The sequence below is a fragment of the Brevundimonas sp. UBA6550 genome, from assembly GCF_002434505.1.
In the GTDB taxonomy this organism is placed as follows: Bacteria; Pseudomonadota; Alphaproteobacteria; order Caulobacterales; family Caulobacteraceae; genus Brevundimonas.
On the sequence record NZ_DJKE01000012.1, the window covers coordinates 240798 to 260029 of the forward strand.

At 65.5% G+C, this 19232-nt stretch carries 17 protein-coding genes; 5 read left to right on the forward strand and 12 right to left on the reverse strand.

The window, feature by feature from the left end; all coding sequences use genetic code 11:
- The first annotated feature begins 76 nt into the window (after positions 1-76).
- Complete coding sequence (locus B3Z70_RS14565; RefSeq protein WP_292023908.1) at positions 77-2995, forward strand: hypothetical protein; 2919 nt, start codon at positions 77-79, stop codon at positions 2993-2995.
- Between the two features lie 76 nt (positions 2996-3071).
- A complete protein-coding gene (locus B3Z70_RS14570) occupies positions 3072-3983 on the forward strand; it encodes a HEPN domain-containing protein (RefSeq protein ID WP_291834815.1) in 912 nt (303 codons plus the stop codon).
- A 58-nt stretch (positions 3984-4041) separates the two neighbouring features.
- Here B3Z70_RS14570 and B3Z70_RS14575 read toward each other — a convergent pair whose 3' ends face one another.
- From B3Z70_RS14575 to B3Z70_RS14585, 3 genes are all read right to left on the reverse strand, one after another.
- Positions 4042-5523, reverse strand: a complete 1482-nt coding sequence (locus B3Z70_RS14575) for a hypothetical protein (protein WP_291834817.1) — start codon at positions 5521-5523, stop codon at positions 4042-4044.
- Between the two features lie 140 nt (positions 5524-5663).
- A complete protein-coding gene (locus B3Z70_RS14580; RefSeq protein ID WP_291834820.1) occupies positions 5664-6512 on the reverse strand; it encodes a hypothetical protein in 849 nt (282 codons plus the stop codon).
- A 15-nt stretch (positions 6513-6527) separates the two neighbouring features.
- Positions 6528-7136, reverse strand: coding sequence for a hypothetical protein (locus tag B3Z70_RS14585; RefSeq protein ID WP_291834822.1), 609 nt, complete (start codon positions 7134-7136; stop codon positions 6528-6530).
- A 278-nt stretch (positions 7137-7414) separates the two neighbouring features.
- Between B3Z70_RS14585 and B3Z70_RS14590 the strand changes: the two genes are divergently transcribed.
- Complete coding sequence (locus tag B3Z70_RS14590; RefSeq protein ID WP_291834825.1) at positions 7415-8215, forward strand: hypothetical protein; 801 nt, start codon at positions 7415-7417, stop codon at positions 8213-8215.
- Between the two features lie 49 nt (positions 8216-8264).
- Here B3Z70_RS14590 and B3Z70_RS14595 read toward each other — a convergent pair whose 3' ends face one another.
- Together B3Z70_RS14595 and B3Z70_RS14600 are read right to left on the reverse strand one after the other, a co-directional pair.
- Positions 8265-8435 (reverse strand): hypothetical protein, encoded by a 171-nt coding sequence (locus tag B3Z70_RS14595; protein WP_291834828.1) that lies wholly within the window; start codon positions 8433-8435, stop codon positions 8265-8267.
- Positions 8436-8653: 218 nt separating this feature from the next.
- On the reverse strand, positions 8654-10717 hold the full coding sequence (locus tag B3Z70_RS14600) for a ParB/RepB/Spo0J family partition protein (protein WP_291834831.1): 2064 nt from the start codon (positions 10715-10717) through the stop codon (positions 8654-8656).
- A 332-nt stretch (positions 10718-11049) separates the two neighbouring features.
- Here B3Z70_RS14600 and B3Z70_RS14605 point away from each other — a divergent pair, with 332 nt between their 5' ends.
- Positions 11050-11358, forward strand: a complete 309-nt coding sequence (locus B3Z70_RS14605) for a hypothetical protein (protein WP_291834834.1) — start codon at positions 11050-11052, stop codon at positions 11356-11358.
- A gap of 45 nt (positions 11359-11403) precedes the next feature.
- Here the strand turns inward: B3Z70_RS14605 and B3Z70_RS14610 are convergent, their stop codons facing one another.
- Positions 11404-12303, reverse strand: a complete 900-nt coding sequence (locus B3Z70_RS14610; RefSeq protein ID WP_291834837.1) for an endonuclease/exonuclease/phosphatase family protein — start codon at positions 12301-12303, stop codon at positions 11404-11406.
- Positions 12304-12625: 322 nt separating this feature from the next.
- Here B3Z70_RS14610 and B3Z70_RS14615 point away from each other — a divergent pair, with 322 nt between their 5' ends.
- Complete coding sequence (locus tag B3Z70_RS14615; protein ID WP_291834840.1) at positions 12626-12910, forward strand: hypothetical protein; 285 nt, start codon at positions 12626-12628, stop codon at positions 12908-12910.
- Here the strand turns inward: B3Z70_RS14615 and B3Z70_RS14620 are convergent.
- From B3Z70_RS14620 to B3Z70_RS14645, 6 genes are all read right to left on the reverse strand, one after another.
- The gene (locus B3Z70_RS14620) at positions 12907-13200 is read right to left on the reverse strand and encodes a hypothetical protein (RefSeq protein WP_291834843.1); all 294 of its coding nucleotides are present in this window, start codon (positions 13198-13200) and stop codon (positions 12907-12909) included. The two genes, B3Z70_RS14615 and B3Z70_RS14620, sit on opposite strands and share 4 nt — an antisense overlap.
- A 140-nt stretch (positions 13201-13340) precedes the next feature.
- Positions 13341-14573: a DUF3800 domain-containing protein gene (locus B3Z70_RS14625; protein WP_292023902.1), complete on the reverse strand. Its 1233-nt coding sequence runs from the start codon at positions 14571-14573 to the stop codon at positions 13341-13343.
- 429 nt (positions 14574-15002) lie between these two features.
- Positions 15003-16268 (reverse strand): site-specific integrase, encoded by a 1266-nt coding sequence (locus B3Z70_RS14630; RefSeq protein WP_292023901.1) that lies wholly within the window; start codon positions 16266-16268, stop codon positions 15003-15005.
- Between the two features lie 224 nt (positions 16269-16492).
- Positions 16493-17941: a M20/M25/M40 family metallo-hydrolase gene (locus tag B3Z70_RS14635; RefSeq protein ID WP_292023899.1), complete on the reverse strand. Its 1449-nt coding sequence runs from the start codon at positions 17939-17941 to the stop codon at positions 16493-16495.
- 43 nt (positions 17942-17984) lie between these two features.
- Positions 17985-18224, reverse strand: coding sequence for a DUF3297 family protein (locus B3Z70_RS14640; RefSeq protein ID WP_087119764.1), 240 nt, complete (start codon positions 18222-18224; stop codon positions 17985-17987).
- 85 nt (positions 18225-18309) lie between these two features.
- Entirely contained in the window at positions 18310-19224 is a 915-nt protein-coding gene (locus tag B3Z70_RS14645; protein WP_292045808.1) for a MotE family protein, read from the reverse strand.
- Between the last annotated feature and the right edge of the window lie 8 nt (positions 19225-19232).

Genomic DNA, 19232 nt, shown 5'->3' on the forward strand with positions numbered 1-19232 from the left:
CAGCGACCAAATCAGCATCACAACTACAGCTAAGCCCCGGAAAGGGGCGCAAAAACCTAGACGGGACATAAACGCCTTGGCCGACGGCCCCTCGCCAGCACAGCTTTCTCGCGTTCTCCGCTATCACCTGAACGAGCTGGGCGCGCTCAATGCGCACCATGACTTCGAGCATCTGACGCGACACGTCGCGCGAGCTCGGCTCTATTCGAACATCCTGCCCGCGACCGGCCCCGTCAGTGCGGGGGGTGATGGAGGCCGGGATTTCGAGTCGTTCAGGACGAACCTGCCGCTTCCCTTGACCGCGAACTCGCCGTTCGTCGCACAGGCCTCCGGCACCCGCGAGGTCGTGTTCGCCTGCAGTCTCGAGAAGCGGATCGAACCGAAGATCAAGAAGGATGTGAAGTCCATCGTCGCGGGAGGGGTCGTCGATGAGATCGTCTACTTCTGCGAGGCGGATTTTCCGATCGGCCGGCGCCGCAGATTGCAGAAGTGGGCGAGAGACGAGCACAACATCGAGCTCAGGATTTTCGATGGCCAGGCGATCGCCGAATGGCTGGCAGATCGCGACCTGTTCTGGATCGCCCAGCAGTACCTTTCGCTGCCGGCCGAGATCGGCCCCGCAGGTCCTGCGAGTGGCGACGGGTACGATGATCGTCTTGCCCGTTGGCGAGACCGCGAACCGCTGGTGATAAGCCAGGCCGACTTCACGGACATAAAACGCGGTGTGCGGCGAGCGACCTTCGACATCGAAGCACGTCACGACCTCCGCTTCTGGATTTCGAAGATGGAGGTCTTCGCGGCGCACGAGGCGACACCGCGTGGTCTCGCCCGGAACGCGGCCTATGAGATCGCGGTCGCGTCCCTTCGAGGGTTCGGAGATCTGAACCCCCAGGCGCACAGGCTCCGCGACTACTACTCCGACGTCGGGGAATGGACCGGTCAGGCTGACCTGCAGAACGCAGCCACCCTGCTCGTCTATGCGCACGGCGGCTTGCTCCACTCGACCTATCACGGCTCATTGGAAGAGCTCGTTGAGTGGAGAAACACCCTTCTCGACGTGATCGATCGCGAGATCGAGACCGCGCCCGGCCCGGTGCGTCGCACCGGGCTACTTCGCGTGCGCGGGCACATCAGCGGACTCCCGAGCGCTCCGGACACGCCAAGCGATCCAAACGCGTCTCGTTTGGACTGGGGACGAATGCTCGATGAAGCCGAGTCTACGCCACTCTTCCCGATCGAAGACTTCTCGGATTTCCTGACCAAGGTGATCGCGATCGCGGGCGAGGATGCGGAGCTGCTCGCCTTGGCGGAACGCGCCGACGAACTGATCGCTGAACGGGCCGGCGGCGCCGTGGCAGGTGAAAAGGCGTTCAGACGGGCGCTCGCGCTCCTGGACAATGATCATCCACTGACGGCGATCCGCGAGCTCCACAAGGCCAAGGCGAAGTGGTTTTCTGGAGACCGCATTGAGGGTGCCGTCCGCGTCATGCTCCTGCTCGCGGACTGCTACCGGGATCTGGGGCTGACCTATGCAGCCAAGAACTACGCGCTCGCGGCGGCCTTCATTGCCGAGTACCACCCCGAGGACGCGCTCGACCCGCTTCTGCCCACCGCGCGCTTGTCCGTGGCGGACTTCGAGGACAACTCAGGCTGCGCGGTTGGTTTCATTCAGGCGATGGCGGCGATGCTGCACGCTCATGTCCAGCATGAAGCGGACCCTCTCGACCTTCAGAAGCACTCGGACCTCAACGTCAACATCGGGCAACTGACGACGTGGCGTGGGGCTCTTCTCAGGCTCGCCCCCGAGGCGCTGCCGACCTTTGACAGACTGTACGCCGACTGGCCGCCTGTACTCTGGGATCCGATCCGGTCCGCTTCTGAATCGGCGGACGGCTTCTGGATGCAGGATAGCCCGGATGAACTGTGGGATCGTCTCCAGGAGGCTTTCCTTGATCGTCCGTTCAGTGATTTTGGCCCGAAGCGAACCGTTCGCTGGCGCGCGATGGATATCGATTGGACGTGCGTGTTCGAGAACCGCTACGCCGTCGTGCCCGAGGCCGAACAGGTTATAGCCAGCCTCCAGCTTTTCGCCGTCATCCTGCTCCGGGTCGATCTGGTGACCCTTCCGGGTGAAGTGCATATCGATGTCCGGGTGGATCCGACACGCGCGGAGCCTGCGTTCGAGGAAGTCGAACCCAGCACGCCGACCACAATACGCACCTTCAGCCTCACCCTTCCGTCTGGAGGCCCGCCAGACCCATGGCCGATGATTCAAGGGGTCCTCGCTCCGATCCTCGGAGCCCTGTCGCTGTTGCCGCCGAAGGAAGCGGCCGAAGCACTGAGCGACCAGATGGAAGCGCTCGCCGGCGAGCTCTTCACCGCTCGCCCTTACCCGGAACTCTACCGAGACCTGATCTCTGAGGAGGCGTTCGGCGAGGCGATCCGCCAGGCGTTGCCGACCATCGAGCCCGAACGCGACTTTGAGCTTAGAAAGATCGAGGCGCTGTCGGGGCCGACGGGGCCCGGGCCAGGATACGATGCGGATGAAGCCGCACTGTGGATTGAGCAGCGATACGATCGCTCGTTCGCCTATCTCCGCCACACCCTCCCAGTAATTCTAGCGGATCCGGATGTGCGCGCCCGCCTCGCGGCGATGCGCGACGAGGGACTCAAGGACTGGGAAATCCTGAGCATCCTGGCGAATATCGCCTTGAACGCCCGATTTTCGTTCGATGTGGCGGGAAGACCGTCGCGCGAGGTGATGGAGAAGGCGAAAGCCGAATTGAACAGGCCTGAAGAACCGGATGAAGCGCTGTCCGCCGAGGCCTTTTCGGACGAGGCCATCAGAGTGAACAGGCTGATGTTCATCGGCGCCCACGTCGGTTCGTGGGGCTTGCAGGGCGGACGAATGAGAGATCCGGACGCGCTGGAAGCGCTGTTGATCCGGCGTTATGGCCTGCGGCGAGACGACGTCGATCACGAGCCCCTGTTCTGATGCCCGATCGCCGCTGCGACAGGGATGCGATGTTTTCGACCTTGCTTCGAGGCCGGGCATTTCCGAGACTCACCCCATGAAACGCCCTCTCCGCAAACTGTCGCCGACCAAGCAGCGCGAGCTGGAACGGTACGTCGACATCATCGAGGAGGGGTTCGCCAAGGCAATCTCGACGCGACGGGCCGACCGACTAAAGAACGGTCGCATCCTGAAGATCATCCTCTACGGGAGCTACGCACGAGGCGACTGGGTCCACGATCCGATCAGCCGTTACTTCTCGGATTTCGATCTGCTGGTCATCGTCGATCACGAGGATCTCACGGACATCGAGTTCTGGGAGAAGGTCAATGAGGAGCTGATGGAGCAGTGGACGCTCGGCGCCATGCGCACCTCCACCGAGCTCATCGTTCACAGCCTCGACGACGTGAACTTCAAGCTGGAGCACGGCCGTCCGTTCTTCATCGACATCGTCCGCGAGGGCGTTGTCCTTAAGGATACACCCGGCGTGAAGCTGTCGGACCCGCAGCCGCTGCCCCCTGCTACCGCTTTGGAAGAGGCGTCAGAGTACTCCGAAGAATGGAGAGAGAGCTTCGCCGACTTCAAGCTAGCCGCCGAAACGCTAATCAAGAATGCCCGGTTGAAGCGCGCAGCGTTCAATCTGCATCAAGCGACCGAGTCCCTGTATCAGGGCCTTCTTCTGGTTCTGACGCTCTATGCACCTCGCAGCCACAACCTCGTCCATCTCCGGAAGATCACCGAGCCGCTGGAACCCCGCCTGCGCGAGGTCTGGCCGCAGGAGACCAAGTTCCAGAAGCGCTGCTTCGAACTTTTGCGCGCGGCCTATGTGAAGGCTCGCTACTCCCGCCACTACCGCATCACGGAGGAGGAGCTCGCCTATCTCGGAGAGCGCATCGAGCTGCTCCGCCAGATTGTGGCCGAAGCCTCCGATCGCCGGCTCGCCGAACTCCGAGCTGAAGGACAGAGCTAGCAGCGGATCGCTTCGGCAATGCCCCAGGTCATTCGCGTGGCTCGGTGTCCCGACCAAGTTAAGGCAGGCGGTTCGCCCGGTTTCGAATGTTCTCCAGCTCGCCGATGGACCGAGTTGCGTGACCTAGAAGACCGACGCGCTGGTCGGAGGCGCTTCTGACAGGCATCCCACAGGTCACGAGATCGTAGAGCGCGCACGCGCAGGCGAAGCCCTCCACCGTCGGACTCGCTTTCGGCATGACGTCCGCAGCGGGCGAAAGGCCATGGGCCGCGATCTGACGCAGCTCCATGATGGCAGCGATGAGCGTCTTCGCCTGAGCCTTGTTGATGAAAGGCTCCAGACTTGCGAACATGAGCTTCAGACGCTGCCCAAGGCTCTGGTTCTGCAGACTGCCGATGACACCCCGTAGCCGAGCGTCCTCGATGTCGATCCCGTTTGCCTTGGCGACGGTAATCGCACCGTCGGCGATGATACGGGATTGTTCGGACGAGAGCGCCGGTTGACCTCTCAGTTCCGCCAGACTCTCGACGCCGGCGCAGAGCGCGACGACGTCATCGAGCGAACTGCCTCGGCGCAGGTTTCTGGCTACACTCTGAACCGCCCCGCGCAGTCGGTGACGGTCGCCTTCTCGTTCGGTCCACGTCTTCATGACGGTGGCGAGGGCGTTTCGTTCGCTCCAGCGATTCAGAGGGATGTTTCCAAGCCAGAACTGGAACGGCCCATTCTCATCCGCCGATCGACTGTCGTGGTTTGGAAGGTAAAAGTCAGCGTCCCGCATTGCGCGACCGCGTCCCGACCGGGCCGTAAGCGACGTCCAGGGGATCGGCCGCAGCGCAAGGTTCTCGAAATAGCGTTTCCACTGCCACGCGAGATCCATCGCCTCTTCGATGCCGAGCGGTTCAGCGAAGTGGATCGTCGCGATTGGATCGGTTTGAAAGTCGATTTTCTTCCACCCGAGCCCGGATTGCTTCGAGCCAACAAATACCTCGTACCTATGACCATCAACCTTGAAGCTCAGCACTCTCGGGAACTGATGGACGACAAAAACCTCCTGCGGTTTGAACAGGTCGTATGAGCGGTCCTTCTTGTCGCGAAGGCCTTTGAGCGCAGCAACGATATGCTTGGCCGGCCGGAAAAGGTGGTGGGATTCCACGTGCTGGTAGTGGAAGAAGGCCCCTAGATTTCTCATCGTGAAAGCGATCGACGGAACCTTGTATCCGGGCAGCAGAGCGTCGGAGCCGAGAATGACCGCGTTAGGATAGACATGCTCCTCATACATCCGGCCATGCTGGCCGGTGTACTGGGTCGAGCTGGTAAGAAGAGCATTGTGGAGCAGGATGGGTCGACCATCCGGCCCCTTGAGCCGAAGCCGGAACCAACCGTCTTCGTTGGTGGATCCCATCAACGTTCCGTCCGAAAGTAGAACCGCCTGCGACTTCTCCCCATCCAGTATCAAGGTCCCGCTGCCGACATGGCTCGGGTCATCGGTCACGACGGGCGAACTGCCGCGCTTCTTCTCGATCTCGTCGAACCACATCATCGGGGGACTATGCGGAGCGGCGGTCCGGAGCGCCAGTCACCCTTGCAGGTCATTCCTCGCGAACGCTCTCCGCACAAGCCGCTGGACCGGAACACGGGTCCACAGCGCTGGCCCCGCCTCTCCCAAGCTAGACCAGGCTCTTACTCAACGGCAGCAGCATCCACGTGCTGTTGCAACGCGGTCCTGATGTAGATGGTGCTGTAGACCGCGAACCGGTCTATCCGGGCGTTTGTGACCATCCCTGCTAGCCCCAACCAAGCCTGGTTGTTGTTATCCTGCCAAACGAAAAAGACTGGGGCGCCGCTCAGCCCATCGGGGTTGGATAGGGTGGTTGGTGCCTTGGGGTCGGGCTCAAGAATAATCCGGTTATCAGGGTCGAAGGGGTGCGTCGCAGCAGCGGGCTGAAGGTGCACCTTCACCCACTGGAACCGCATAGACATGGGGGGATCGCCGGTATCCTCATCCCATTCGCCAATCTCAACAGCCGTTAGCTCGCTGGGAAAGCCGATAGCGAAGATACCCTTGATCGCATCCGAGGGGACTGTCTCGAGGGTATGCGACAAGTCCAGCTTCAAGAACCGGTCTGTCAGATCACGCCCGTTCCGGACATCCTCATACTCACAGATTTGCAGGTCCTCGAGGTTCTTTGCCGCGTAGGATTCAGCCGACACACGGGTGACCGCGACCGGCGTCAAACCGACCTTCCTCCCGTCGCGGTCGTCGATACCTATTGTGAAGTCCTTCGCTTCCAGAGTGTGGACGCCCTTGCCTAGCTGATGATGCGTCAGGACGGCGAAGTTGCGCCCCTGGAAGCGCAGCAAGATTGCCGAGCCCCGTGTCGTCAGGTCGAACGTCGGCTCGCCCTCATTGTGGAAGAAGGCGGGAGCACAGAAGCGGCGAACGGCGGTCGGAAGGTTGTTGTACCCGATCCAAAGGCCATTGATGGAGACAGAGAGGAGCGCTCGGGCACGGATGAACTTGTCGATCAAGCCGTCCATAAACGATCACTCGCGGCCGGCCTGAGAAGCGGCTGATGTGAAGTCGATGCGATCGACTACCACTTCGAGGAATGGCTGCACGAAAAGCAGCACGGCCCACTGGTGCTGCCCTCTCATGCCTCCGATCTCGATCTCACCGGTCATGTACCAGACCCTTTTGTAGCTACCGTCGGCAACCTGTCGATCCGAGTGATCGTAGACAGGGCGAAAATCAACGGCATGGATGATCTTGTTGCAGGCTTCGCGGAGGCTCAGTGGGGTTCCGTCCAGGTCCCCTATGTAGTTCTCGCCGTTCGTGGCGGCGGCATGAGCCCGGTAAGCCTCCGGGTCGAGATCGGTCATGACGTCGTCGAAGGTTCGTACGAAAACGGCGATCTGAAGCAGCAGCTCTGAGAGGCGCGGCTCGGCCAACGCGTGGTGCAAGCGGAAGAGGCTGGTTGGCTCAGGATCCTCCTCGTCCGCCATCTCGTACTCGCCACCCAACGCCTGGCTCGCGGTGACGATGTTGAATGCCTCGAAGCACGTCATTCGCGCCTCAGCCACATTGAGGTAGTGCGGCTTGGTCTCAGCCTTGTGGTACGGATTCTCGATTACATCGACGATGATGTCGGTCATGGCGGCCTTCGGTTGCAGAATTCCCTCGACATCCGTGGGTGCCAGGTCGGAGTGGGCATCAGGCTGTCCGTTCTCTGACAGGTCAATCCACCCCCCCTATTCTCATGTCTCCTATCGACCACGAGCTTCGACTCAGCGCATTATACCCGTCGGGTTAGGCGCCTGTGACCTGTCGCCGGGTCAAACGTCTCGTGGCTTGCAATCCCTTCCTCGGCCCCACGTTTTCCTCGTGTGCCGCAGCGTAATCGGCGACCTGCGCACCCACAGAGGCAAACGCCATGGTCGAACTCGACATCACTCTGAACCCTGTCACCCTTGAGCGCCTCAAGGCCGGACTTCGACAGACCGCTCCCGGAATCAAATCCTCCCACCGCGTCGAAGCGCTGGCGCGTGGACTGGGCTTCCACTCCAACGCCGAATTGCGCGCTCGCATAGACGCGGGCGGTTCTCGACGGATCGATCCTGAGTCTTTCGGCCGCTACCTGACCGAACGCGGCTTCGATGCGCCGGCGTCGATGCTGCTGCGCGCCGCAGCCCATGCGATCACGCTCACGGCGATGGATCGCGACGATCGTCTCCATAAATGGGGATGGGGTTTCGGGCGGCCCGAACGCCGCAGCGATGGTCGCTGGGAGACGCCCTACGAGCACTATGACCGGGTCCAGGCGTATCGGGAGGAGCTGAAAGACATCGCCGTCGCCGACCATGTGCTGCGCGCGCTCGCCATGCTGGCGTCGGTGCCCGCGACGAAGACCATCCGCCCCGACACCGACAGCTATCGCCTGAAGCACATCGCGGAGAACTTCGCCTGCACCTTCCCCGACGGTGCGCCTCTGGGCCCGGACTATGTCGCAAACGGTCCCCTGATCGTCGCGGCCGTCCACCTTGGCTTCCGATACCGGACGGCGCACGACCTGGACGGAAACGAGTGGCCGAACGTCACCTTCAACATGTCGCAGTCACACCTGCTTGAGCTGGACATCGACTGTCGGCCCAACGGCGCACGGGCGCAGGACCGGCGCCGCAAACAGGAGGCGCGGAAGTACGGTTCGTTGTGGCCGCAGGCCAGAGCGGCCTAGCTCTCGCGACGGCGCCCTGACGCTGGTGGGACGGTTTCTCGCGCGGGTTCTAGGGATCGGGTTCAGGCGCGTCGTCCAACGCCTTCCACATCGCCTTGACCGTGTCGGACTGGCCCGTGGTCGTATCCTCGCGGGCCTGTTCGACGGCGTCGCGCTCGTCGTCGCTCAGCGCGCGCCTCAGCCGTCGTTCCTGATGCGCGATGAATTTGCTGGGCTTCATGCGCGGGTTATACCTCGTCCGAGGGAGACGTGGGCGACCCGACCCGGAGCCGTTCGGTTCGGAAAAGGTCGCCCGAGTTCCGGTACATCGGTCCGTCCCCCCGACACTGGTCATACAGCGTTACGCCGAAGCGCGACACCGGGCATCGGCGCCTTGCCCGGAGACAAAAAGCCGCGCGCCCCAAAGGGCGCGCGGCGAGTTTTCGGCCCTGACGCCGTCTATTCGGCGGCGAACCGATAGGCGTCGTCATCGGCGGCGGGCGGCTCGGTCGCCTCGCCTTGCGGCTCCGGTGTCTCCGGTTCCGCCGCATTCGAGACGGTGCGCAGTACGGACGGAAGCCAGCCCTTGCCCTCGACCAGCCGCTCGGCGGCCTCGGCCATATCGCCCTTCTTGAACCCGGCGATACGCCCGGCTTCCTCGGGCGTGGTCGCCTCGGTCACCGCTTCCAGAACCCGCGCCTTGGACACGCGGGAGAAATAGCTGGCGGCGGTGGCCGTCCACGTCCTGGTCATGTCCAGACCGGTGGCGGTCGCCAGCGTCTCGGCATGGGCCAAGGCGTCCGGCTTGCGGTCGTGGGGGTCACGCACAGCGTAGAGACCGACGCCCGCGCAACAGGCCATCAGGTCCAGAAGGTCCGACGGCGGCAGGGTCATCAGCACGGCCCAGAGGTCTCGCGCCTCTTCCGGCAGACGGGCGCCCCACGCCTCCAGCCGGTCGGCCACGCGCCGCCCGGCCGGGCTGTCGCTGACGCCGGGCGCCAGCCGCTCCAGACCGGTCACGCTCAGACGCACTTGCAGGGGCGTCCACGTCCCCCACGCCGGGTAGAAGACCTGCAAGGCCAGCGCATGGACCACCACCGTCAGGGCGATGTTTTCATCGGCCTGAACCGCATCGCGCAGCCCCATGGTCCGATGGGCGGTGAGGTCGATCACAAGCCGTTCGGACAGGGGCGCCGGTCCCTCGTCGGCCTCGGCGTCCGGCGCGGGCGGCGCCGTTTCGCCGTCCTGCGTCTCCGGCTCAGACCAGCTTTCCGGGGCGTCCGGATCGGGCGCGCGGTCGCTGACCGCATCTTCGGCCCTGACCAGACCCCGCTCGAACCGGGCCAGCCCGTCATGTCCCAACAGGACCATGACCCCGGCCCGCGCCTTGACCTCGGCGGGATAGTCGAAGTCCGGACCGAAGGCTTGCAGGGCCTTATCGATCTCTTCCAGTCGGGCGTCGGCTTCGGGCGTCAGCCCTTCCGGCCCGGCCTCGGAGACGAGGGCGTCGTATTCCTCGGACAGGGCGGCGATCTGCGCCGCATCGTCCTCGGACCGGACGACCTCGACCGGATAGACCCGGCCCAGGGCGTTGACGGCGACGTAGTCGGACGCGGCCTCGGCCCATTTCCAGTCCTCGCGCTGGCGCGCCTCGTCGGCCAGAGCGGTGAGCTTGTCGCCCACCATCCGGTCCAGCAGGGCCGGGTCTTCCAGCCAGCCGCCGCCGTCCTCGGTGAACAGGTCGCGCAGCACCGAACCGCCCTCGGCCTCATACGCCTCGACGCCGACGAAGACGGCGCGGCGGTCGTCCGCCCTGACCTTGGCCTCGGTCATGGCCCGGCGAATGGCGTGGACGGGACGGTACTCGCCCAACTGCTCGAACACCTGACGCTGCCGGTCCTGATCGCCGCTGACGCAGAAGGCCATCAACTGATCAAGCGCCAGCGCCCCCTCCCGATAGGCCGCCATCAGCTCCGGGGCCGCCGCCCCGAGCCGCAGACGTTGAAGCACTACGGTCGCCGTGACGCCGAACCGGGCGCCGATCTCCTCGGCGCCATAGCCCTTCTCGTCCGCCAGCCGCTTGAACGCCTCGAACTGGTCGGCGGGGTGCATGGCCTCGCGGGTGGTGTTTTCGTCGAGGCTGATTTCATGGGCGTCATTCTCGGTATCTACGACAACCTTGACCGGATGGGTCCGCTTGATCTGCTTGCGCTTGGCCAAGAGCCTCAGGCCCTGACGGCGCCCCTCCCCGATGGTTACGAGGTAATTGCCGGTGGCCGTCCCGTCCTCGCCGCGTTCGATCTCGACCACGGGCGGCTGCAACACCCCCTTGACCTTGATGGAGGCGGCGAACGCCTCGATGGTCGCCGCGCTGTGCGGCACCTTCCGGGCGTTCTTCGGGGACGCCTTCAACCGGTTCAGCGGAACCACGATCTCCGCACCGTGAACCGGCTCCTGATCCGCTCCGGTCGCGGCGGCGCCAGCCGCCGCAGGGATACGGGCTTGGGTTGATTGAGCAGTCATGTCTGCCTCCTTTGGGCAAGGGTTGCAGGCACGCGAAACGCGCGCCTGAAACCCTGCCCGTCGGCGAGACCGGGGTAGCAAGGGCCAGGGCGGATCGGCCGGAGGGGGATCGCCCGGCCTGCACAAGCCTCGTATCGATCGCGGACATCGCCCCTGTCGCCGGCGCGGAAGGCCGGGGAGACCGGCCGATCCGGCGGCGAAGCCGCTTCACCCTGGCCCGCGCGAGGGCGGAGCCCTTAGATCTTCAGAGGCATGCGATCGCGGTTCGGCCAGCCGAATCAGCGGTTAGGGTGATGTCCCTTCGCCGATTGCGGCCCACACGGAGTGCCGAGATGACCACCGCTGCATCCCCCGCCCGACCCGCCTGCTACGCCCGGATCATTCTGACCGCAGCGGGCGCTCAACTCCCCCGTCAGCACTTTTTGGTCGCCGGATCCACGCCGGCTCAGATCAACAGCGTCGCAATCGGCCTACGCGACGCGCACGATCAGGCTGACAACTATCTTACCAAAACTGTCCTGGCCGCCGACGTGCCGGAGCACGTTCTGCTCCAGGATGGTCAGTCGCTGCCTCTCGGCGTCGAGCTGAGTTGGTTCGACAACGATCTGGGCAAGGTGGATTGGTCGAAGCTGAGGATCTGATTGTCAGCAGGCGGCGGCGAGCGTTCAGGACGTGCTACCCGTGTGTCAGCCCGCGATCCGCACCGAGATCGGACAGTGGTCCGACGGGTGCTCGGCCTCGGGCACACCACCGTAGACATATTCCTCGAAGGACCCCGGCTCGATCCGGGCGGTCGCGGCGACGCCCGTGGCGATGAAGTCGATGTATTCGCGATACCGCGCCTTGCAGCCCGCCGACCGGTCGCCCGAGGTCAGGTTCAGGGTCGAACCCCCGGGGTCGCCGTCGTTCAGGTCCGCCAGGAAGGCGTCGTTGCGGCTGGCGAGACGACGGTTCCAGTCACCCAGCACGACGAAGGCCGTCCCCTCGCGAGCGCGCGCCTCGGTCCATCCTTCCAGCACCGGCAGCTGGTCGAAGAGCACGGGGCAGTCAGGGTCGGTCGGCTCGCGGCCGGAGTTGCAGCCAGACTTCAGATGCACCGCCAGGAGCCGGACCGGCCGTCCGCGCGACACGGTGACATCCACGCCCCAGCGCAGATCGGGGTTACCAAGGGCCAGGGCGCTGAGGTCGGGGTTGCGAGTCCAGGGCACGCCCTTGCGGATGGCGAAGCCGACGGCCTGATTCTGAATGTAAAGTCCCGGACGCCCGCGGCACTCGCCGCTGCGCGTGCTGGCCGGACGGCCGGACATGACCACGTCGTAGAGCGCCGGGTCGAACACCCGCTCGGCGGCGGCCCGGTTCTGCACCTCCTGGAAGGCGATCACGTCGGCCCCGAGGGCCGAGGCGTGCGCCCGCAGACGGGCGTAGTCCGCCCCGGTGCGTGGGCTGCAGCCCTCCCCGTCCCGTTCGGCCAGATGCTCCATATTCCAGCTGGCGATCTTGAGGCTACCGCCGTCGCGGGGCGGCGTCATGCCGATGCAGCCCGACAGGAGGGCGGCCGAGAGGGTGAGGGCGATCAGGGATTTCATGACGGGGGCCTCGCGGTGAAGGGTGCGGCCCGGCCGACGGCGGGTCGGCGCGGGACCGCTGCCGGGCGCAAGGTCGGTCGCGGTCCGGCGGTCTCGCCTATCGCATCGAACCGATTCCCGCGATGCGTCATTCGCGGCGATCCGCGTCGATTGCGCCGGGGCGGCGAGCCTGTAGGCTGGCCGCTGACGGGTTCCGGAACGATAGGGACCGACCGGGAGCCGGGGGACGTCCCTGACGTCGGCGGCGGCCGGTTCTGAAACCCCGGGCTTCCTCACAGAAGTTCCAGGCCCGTCCCCCATTCGCCGTCACGAAAGGATCGCCGTGGCCGATGAGTTCACCGCCGAGGAAACGGCCCTCTATGACGAGCTGGCGGAACGGGCGGGCGAGGTCGCGCGCCGGATCCTGGCCGAACGCGGCCTGATCTATCTTGACGATCTCGCTCCCGAGGCCGCCCGCGACCTGCTTCGGATCGCCTGGCGCGAAGCCGCCCAGGCGCGGTTCGAAGGCCAGGATGTCAGCGAGCTCCATGCGGAGATCGACCTGATGGTCGACAGCCTCGTCATGAGCTCCGAAAGCGGCGGCGCCGCCCCGGCCTCGATTCACTAGGCGGGAGCGCGCGAGTCCTCCGGCGTGCGCGCCCTGAGATCGCGATAGGGGTCGCCTCTCTCCCCGGCCTCCGCCCGCGAAAGCAGCTTCGTCTCGAAGTGCGACGACACGAGGATCCGGATCTCGCGGTACCGAAGCCCGTCATGCAGGGTGGCGCAGGTCGCCTTGACCGTCGACAGAGGGCCCAACCAGTCGTCCGTCTGCACCGTCACGGCGCCGGGCTGCTGGTCTGGCGAAGCCGCCTCGGCGAACATGCGGTCGAGGGCCTGGTCGAGTTCGTCGTGGGTCATGACCTGCGACTAGGCGGAGTCGGCGGCGGCGTCCTCCCCCGCGCGATGCAGGACGACGTTCGGACGAACTGCTTTCGACGTGGCGTCTGGGGTCGACGGCTTCATCCGGAAGCCGACCGACCCCGACCTTGCGACGGGTGCTAACCTTGAGCCAGCGGCGCCGCCGGCCCGGCCGTGGCAACGCCTGGCGGCGGAGTTCGCATGAACGGCGGCAGTCCGTCGATTTCGTACTGTTCCATCGACGCGACGCGACGTTCTTCGCTCATCTTCACAAGCGCTCGACCCGCTTCCAGCTTCTCTTCAGGCATGTCGCCGAACATCACCTCTCCGAACTGATTGAGCAGCGAGTGTTCGACCCCCTTGAAGGAGAAGTCGTTGTGCCAGCCGTTGGCGAGGATAAAGAGCAGCAGACGCTCGCAGTTCTCCGGCAGGTCCTTCCCCTTCAGCCACTGACCGTAAAGCCAGAGTGCGACGTCAGCCATCTGGATGCCGGCGCTCTGATCGTCGGGCTTCATGACGAAGAGACTGCCCGGAGCCCGCTGCAGGGAGTATCGCTCGCCAGCCCATTCGATGACATCCGGCGAGGCGTTGGAAAACAGACCGTGCCAGGAGCTCAGCGTACGGCCGAACTCGTTCTGCTCATCGTGGATGATCGACGCGATCTTCTTGTTCAGGCGGCTGGACATGGACTGGAGCCCTTCCAGAAGGTTCGCGAAGGCCACCAGATTGGGGAAGTGGCCTTGTTTGGCGAGCTTCTGCTCGGTGGCGAACTGGACGCACTCCGGGTGAGCGATGATCCAGTGCAGCCCCTGCCCCAGCAACTCGCGCGAACGCGCATCGGGCAGGATGTCGAGCCGGGCCTTGATCGCCTCGCAGATCGGCGGAAGCGCTGCGCGCGCGTCCGCTTCCTTGGGCATCAGCAGGCACTTCCAGAAATCCCGGGCGATATCATCGGTGATGACGCCGGCGAGCTTGAACGCTCCGATGATCTTGAGCGGCTTCAGATTATAGGCGTGCCACGGGACGGCGGCGTTCTCCCCGGAATCGAACAGGGTGTCGAACATCTTGGTCGCCAGCAGGTACTTCTTCTCGACCCTCGAGACGAAGAAGGTCGCTCCGGCGCGATGCAGCAACCGGAGCAGGTCGTCAGCGATCGTTTCCAGTCGCCCGAGACCGAGCTCGTTCGCGTGGATGGCGGTAGCGCCAACCCTCCCGGCGATGGCCCGGACCTTGTCGCCGTAGTTCCGGTCGAAGTCGCCCCGGCTGACCAGGGCGGCGGTGTAATAATCGGGCTGCGCCGTGTCGAAGATGTTCCTTCCGGTGTTTCCGGATTCATCGACGTAGGCGAACAGCGGCGTGCGGGCTTCTCCCATGGTTTCTTATTCTCCGTTCTCAGGGGGGCCTGAGACATCGGAACCGGACACCACCAGTTCAAGGCGCAGCGTTCATCGAATTCGGGTTGGTGCGGGCGGCCGGGGTCGAACCGGCATGGGCAAAGCCCGACGGATTTTCATACCACTTCGACTTTCGCCGCCGCCCCAGGGCGTTCGTGGTCTGGACTATCCCTTCGTCATAGCCCGAAGGCCTTAGACGCCGCCCGTCTAGTCTCTACACCTTCCCGTCGAGAGACGGGCTTGGCTCGGGATCGCCATTTGACAGGGTTCCCCGACTTTGAGCGGTTCTACGTCCGGGATTTCCCCCGGCGCACTCAATCCTCAGCTTAAGTCCGTTGCGTCTACCAGTTTCGCCACGCCCGCGAGCCGAACCGGCTCTATAGCCGCGTTCGGCCGCTATCGCCAAGGTCAGTCGACCTTCGCCGCCTGAGCCGTCCCTGCCCGCCCTTTGGCCGGCTTCGCCTTGCGGACGTTGATCGCCGAGGCGTCGAGCACGTTCTTGATGTGCGAGGCGTAGTATTTCTCGATCATCTCCACGCTGGTCCGGCAGTTCTTGGCCACCTGGTAGATGTCCGCCCCCTCCATTAGTCGCATCGAGATGTAGGTGTGCCGCAGGCTGTAGGCAGTTCGCGGCTTGCCGTCCCGGTCCTTCTTGAGCCCGAGTTCGTCCAGGATGGCGTTCAGGAGCTCGCGCTGGACCAGTCCGAAAACCAGATCGGTCGGCTGGCCGTTCTTGCGCTTCAGGACCCGCTCGAAGGGACGCACGGCGCCCGGCATGCTCTTGCAGTACCCGACGCCCCGCTTTCCCCGGACTTCGATCTCCAAGATCCGTTCGCCGGTGGCCTCGTCCTCGACGATGGAGACGTCCCTGAACTCAAGACGCTGCGCCTCGTCGGGACGAAGGCCGGTGTTGACCATGAACAGGACGAAGTCGTGGAACTGCTCGCACTCCTCGCGCCACCGTTCCTTTTTCGGGTTCTTTGCCCTCTCCCGCGTCGCTTCGTAGAGCCGCTTGTATTCCTCGGGGGAGAACCAGGCCCGATGGCTGATCTTCCCGGACGTCCGATAGGGGTTGCTCATATCGGGGAGGGCCGAAATCCAACCCTTGCGGTTGGCGCTCTTCAGGATCTGTCGGAGGCAGACCATCTCGTTGTGGAGCGTCTGCCGGCTCGGACGCTTCCAGGCCTTGGCCTTGCCGATCCGCTCCCGACCGTCTGAGACGAAGCGCACCCGCTGTGGCTCCTCGGGAGGTGTAACCCGCTGAAGCCGATAGTCCTGAATCCGACCTGCAGAGACCTCGGAGATCGGCAGGTCGCCGAAGAACGGGTTCAGATAGAGCCGGATCACCCTACCCTTGCTCGCGACGTACTGAGCGTTGCGCTCGCCCAGCGTCATCGCCGCGTACTCCTTCTCGAACGCCGCGGCAGCCTCGCGGAATGTCTTCTCGCCGCTTCGGCGCGGGGCGATCCGCTCCGGAATTACGACCATCGAATTTGGAGTCGTCGGCAACACGCCGTGCCTCCGCAACCGGTCCTCGGCTACGCGATCGAGATACCAGTCTCGGGCGAACTCTCGCGCGTAGGCGATGTTCGTTTCCTTCGTCGACTGACGATAGTTGCGACCGCTCAGGTACGTCGCGCACTGCCAGAAGCGGCTGTTCTCGCGACGGTACACATGGAGCTTTCCATCCATGAGGGAGTGAGACTCCGACACATGACCTCCTTGCCGCTCACGGCAACTGTGTAAGGCATGTGTAAGTCTCTACTCCTCCTAACCCATTGATTTAGATACGTAAATCTACGGTAGTGGGTTTTAAGTCTGCTGCGTCTACCAGTTTCGCCACGCCCGCGTGCTGGTCCGGCTCGTATAGACAGAACCGGACCGGGTCTCCAAGCGATCTAGCGCGCGGGCGTGGTAGAGGCCGGGGTGGCCGGCTTCATGGCGCGGAAGTCGACGTCGGAATCGGCGATCAGCCACAGCAGGCCGGCCCAGGCGGCGACGTTCTGGCTCAGTTGCGCCGGGTCGATCTTGTCCAGGGTGTCGTTGGCGGTGTGGTGCAGGTCGAAATAGCGGGTTCCGTCCTGGGCCAGGCCGAAGAAGGGCACGCCTAGCGGTCCCATCGGGCCGACGTCCACGCCGCCTTCGGTCTCGACCCGATCCGAGGCCAGGACGCCGATGGGATAGAGGACGCGGGTCGCCGCCTTCTGGAAGTCCGAGCCTTGCGCGCCGGCGGGCAGGCGCAGGGCGTAGACGCGGTCGGCGCCGAAATCGCTCTCGCCGGCGATGATGTGCTTGTCCAGCGCCGCACCCTGGGCGCGGGCATAAACGGCGCCGCCGTTGCCGGTCTGGGCCGTGGGCTGGGCCACTTCCTCGGAGCCGTAGAAGATCACGCGCAGGGTGCGCGCCGGGCGGCGACCGCTGTCGGCGATGGCCTTGGCGGCGGCGATGGTGATGGCGCCCCCCGCCCCGTCGTCGATGGCCCCGGTGCCCAGGTCCCAGCTGTCCATGTGCGAGCCCAGGACGATGATCTCATCGGGCCGGGTCGCGCCGGGCAGGTCGCCGATCACGTTCTGGCTGTGGGTCTGATAGGTGCGGGCGGTCGAGGTCAGGCGCATCCGCACCGGCTGGCCCAGGGCGACCAGGCGGCTGACCTGATCGGCGTCGGGCGCGGCCAGGGCGAAGGCGGGGATGGTCGGCTTGCCGTCCACATAACGGGTGGTGCCGGTGTGGGGCATCCGGTTCTCGTCCGAGCCGACCGAGCGCATGATGAAGGCCGCCGCCCCCTTGGCCGCCGCCACGCCGGGGCCGGCGCCGCGCACACGGGTCTGGGGACCATAGCCCGAACCGTCCTGCATGGCGTGCATCTGGCCCAGATCGACATAGACGATCCTGCCGCGCACGGCGGCGTCGGGCGCGGCCTGCAGGTCCTCCATAGAGGCGAAGCGCACGATCTCGGCCTCGACCCCGCCGCGCGGCGTGGCGGGCGAATGGCCCAGCGCGGCGGCGACCAGGGCCTGGGCGTGGTCGCCGACGATGGCGGCCGAGCTTTCGCCCCGCTCCCAGCCCACCAGCGGGAACTCTTCGATCCGCACGTTCTGGAAGCCGTTGGCGCGCAGATAGTCGGCGGCCCAGGCGGCGGCGTTCTGTTCGGACCTGGAGCCTGCCGGGCGGGCGCCGAAGCGGGTGGTCAGCTGGGTGACATAGTCCAGCGCGATGTTGGAGCGCATGGCCGCGTCGCGCACCACGATGGCCTGCTGAACCACGGCGGCGTCCTGGGCGTGCGCCAGGGGCGTAAAGGCGGCGAGGCCCAGCGCGAGCGCGCTGGCGGTCATCAGACGACGGGACATGGGAACGGGCTCCTGGACGCGAAGGCCCGGACCCTATTCAGTGTCAGCCGTTCTGGAAATAGGGTTCGACCGGCCCCTGCAATTTGACGGTCAGGGCCTTGCCCTTGCGGTCCACGCGGTTGCCCAGCGCCAGGCGCACCCAGCCCTCGGACACGCAATATTCCTCGACGTTGGTCTTCTCCTCGCCCTTGAAGCGGATGCCCACGCCGCGCTGAAGAACCTCGGCGTCGTGATGGGGGCTGGACGGATCGACCGAGAGACGGTCGGGGGGCGTGTCGGTCATGATGCGGGCCTGGGGTCTCGGAAAGGCGCGGTGATAGCGGCGCCCGACGCGGATGCCAACCGAAAGCGTGGTCGGCGCCGCGCCCTTACTGCACCGTCTGGCGCGGCTGGGCGTTGGCGGCGTTCGAGGGCTGATAGGCCTGAGGCCCGGCGGCGGGCGGCGTCGCGGCGACGGCGGGACGGCGCGCGGGCGGGGTCGCCGGGCGCTGGGCCGGGCGTGTCGCAGCCGGGCGGGGCGTCGGCCGGGCGGCCGGGGTCGCGGCGGGTTTGGCCGCCGGCGTCGTGGTCGGAGCGGCGGCGGGCGTCGCGGCCGCCGGGGTCGGTGCGGGCGTCGGGGCGGCGGCGGGCGGGGTCGCGCCTTCGGCGGCGGCGGCGCGGGCTGCCATCTGCTGCGCCTGGAAGCGGGCGGCCAGCTTCTCGGTCAGCTCGCGGGCCTGCGGGGCCGTCATCTGGGCCATGATGGCGGCCAGGGTGCGCGGGCGCATGGCGGCGGCGACGGGCAGGCGCACCCGGTCCTCCAGCGTGGCCATGACCGGGGCGGCCTCCTTGGGCCGCATGGCCGAATAGACTTGGACCAGCCGGTCGATCTCGGCCTTCTCGCGCTCGTCCACCTGGCCCAGCATCTGCCTCATCTCGGCCTTCAGGGCGGTCATGGCCTGGATCTTGGCGTCCAGCTTCTGCTCGGCGGCCACCATCAGCGGCAGGGTGGTGGCGAAGTCCTGATCGCGCGCATCCAGGGCGGCGCGGCGCTGCGACAGCGACTGGATGATCTTCAGCTCGGCCGGCGATATCCCGGCCTGCTGGGCCAGCTGTTCCGGCGACAGGGCGGCGCAGGTTCCCGGCAGGGCGGGCTTGGGCGCCCCGGCGACGGCGGGCGCCGCCTCCTCGGCCCAGGCCTTGGCCCCGTCGAACAGGCCCGGCGCCACGCCCACGGCGCGCACGGCGACCACCCCGCCGATGGCGATGGCGATCAGGGGCAGAAGGCGGGGGATGCGGGCCATTTAATCGG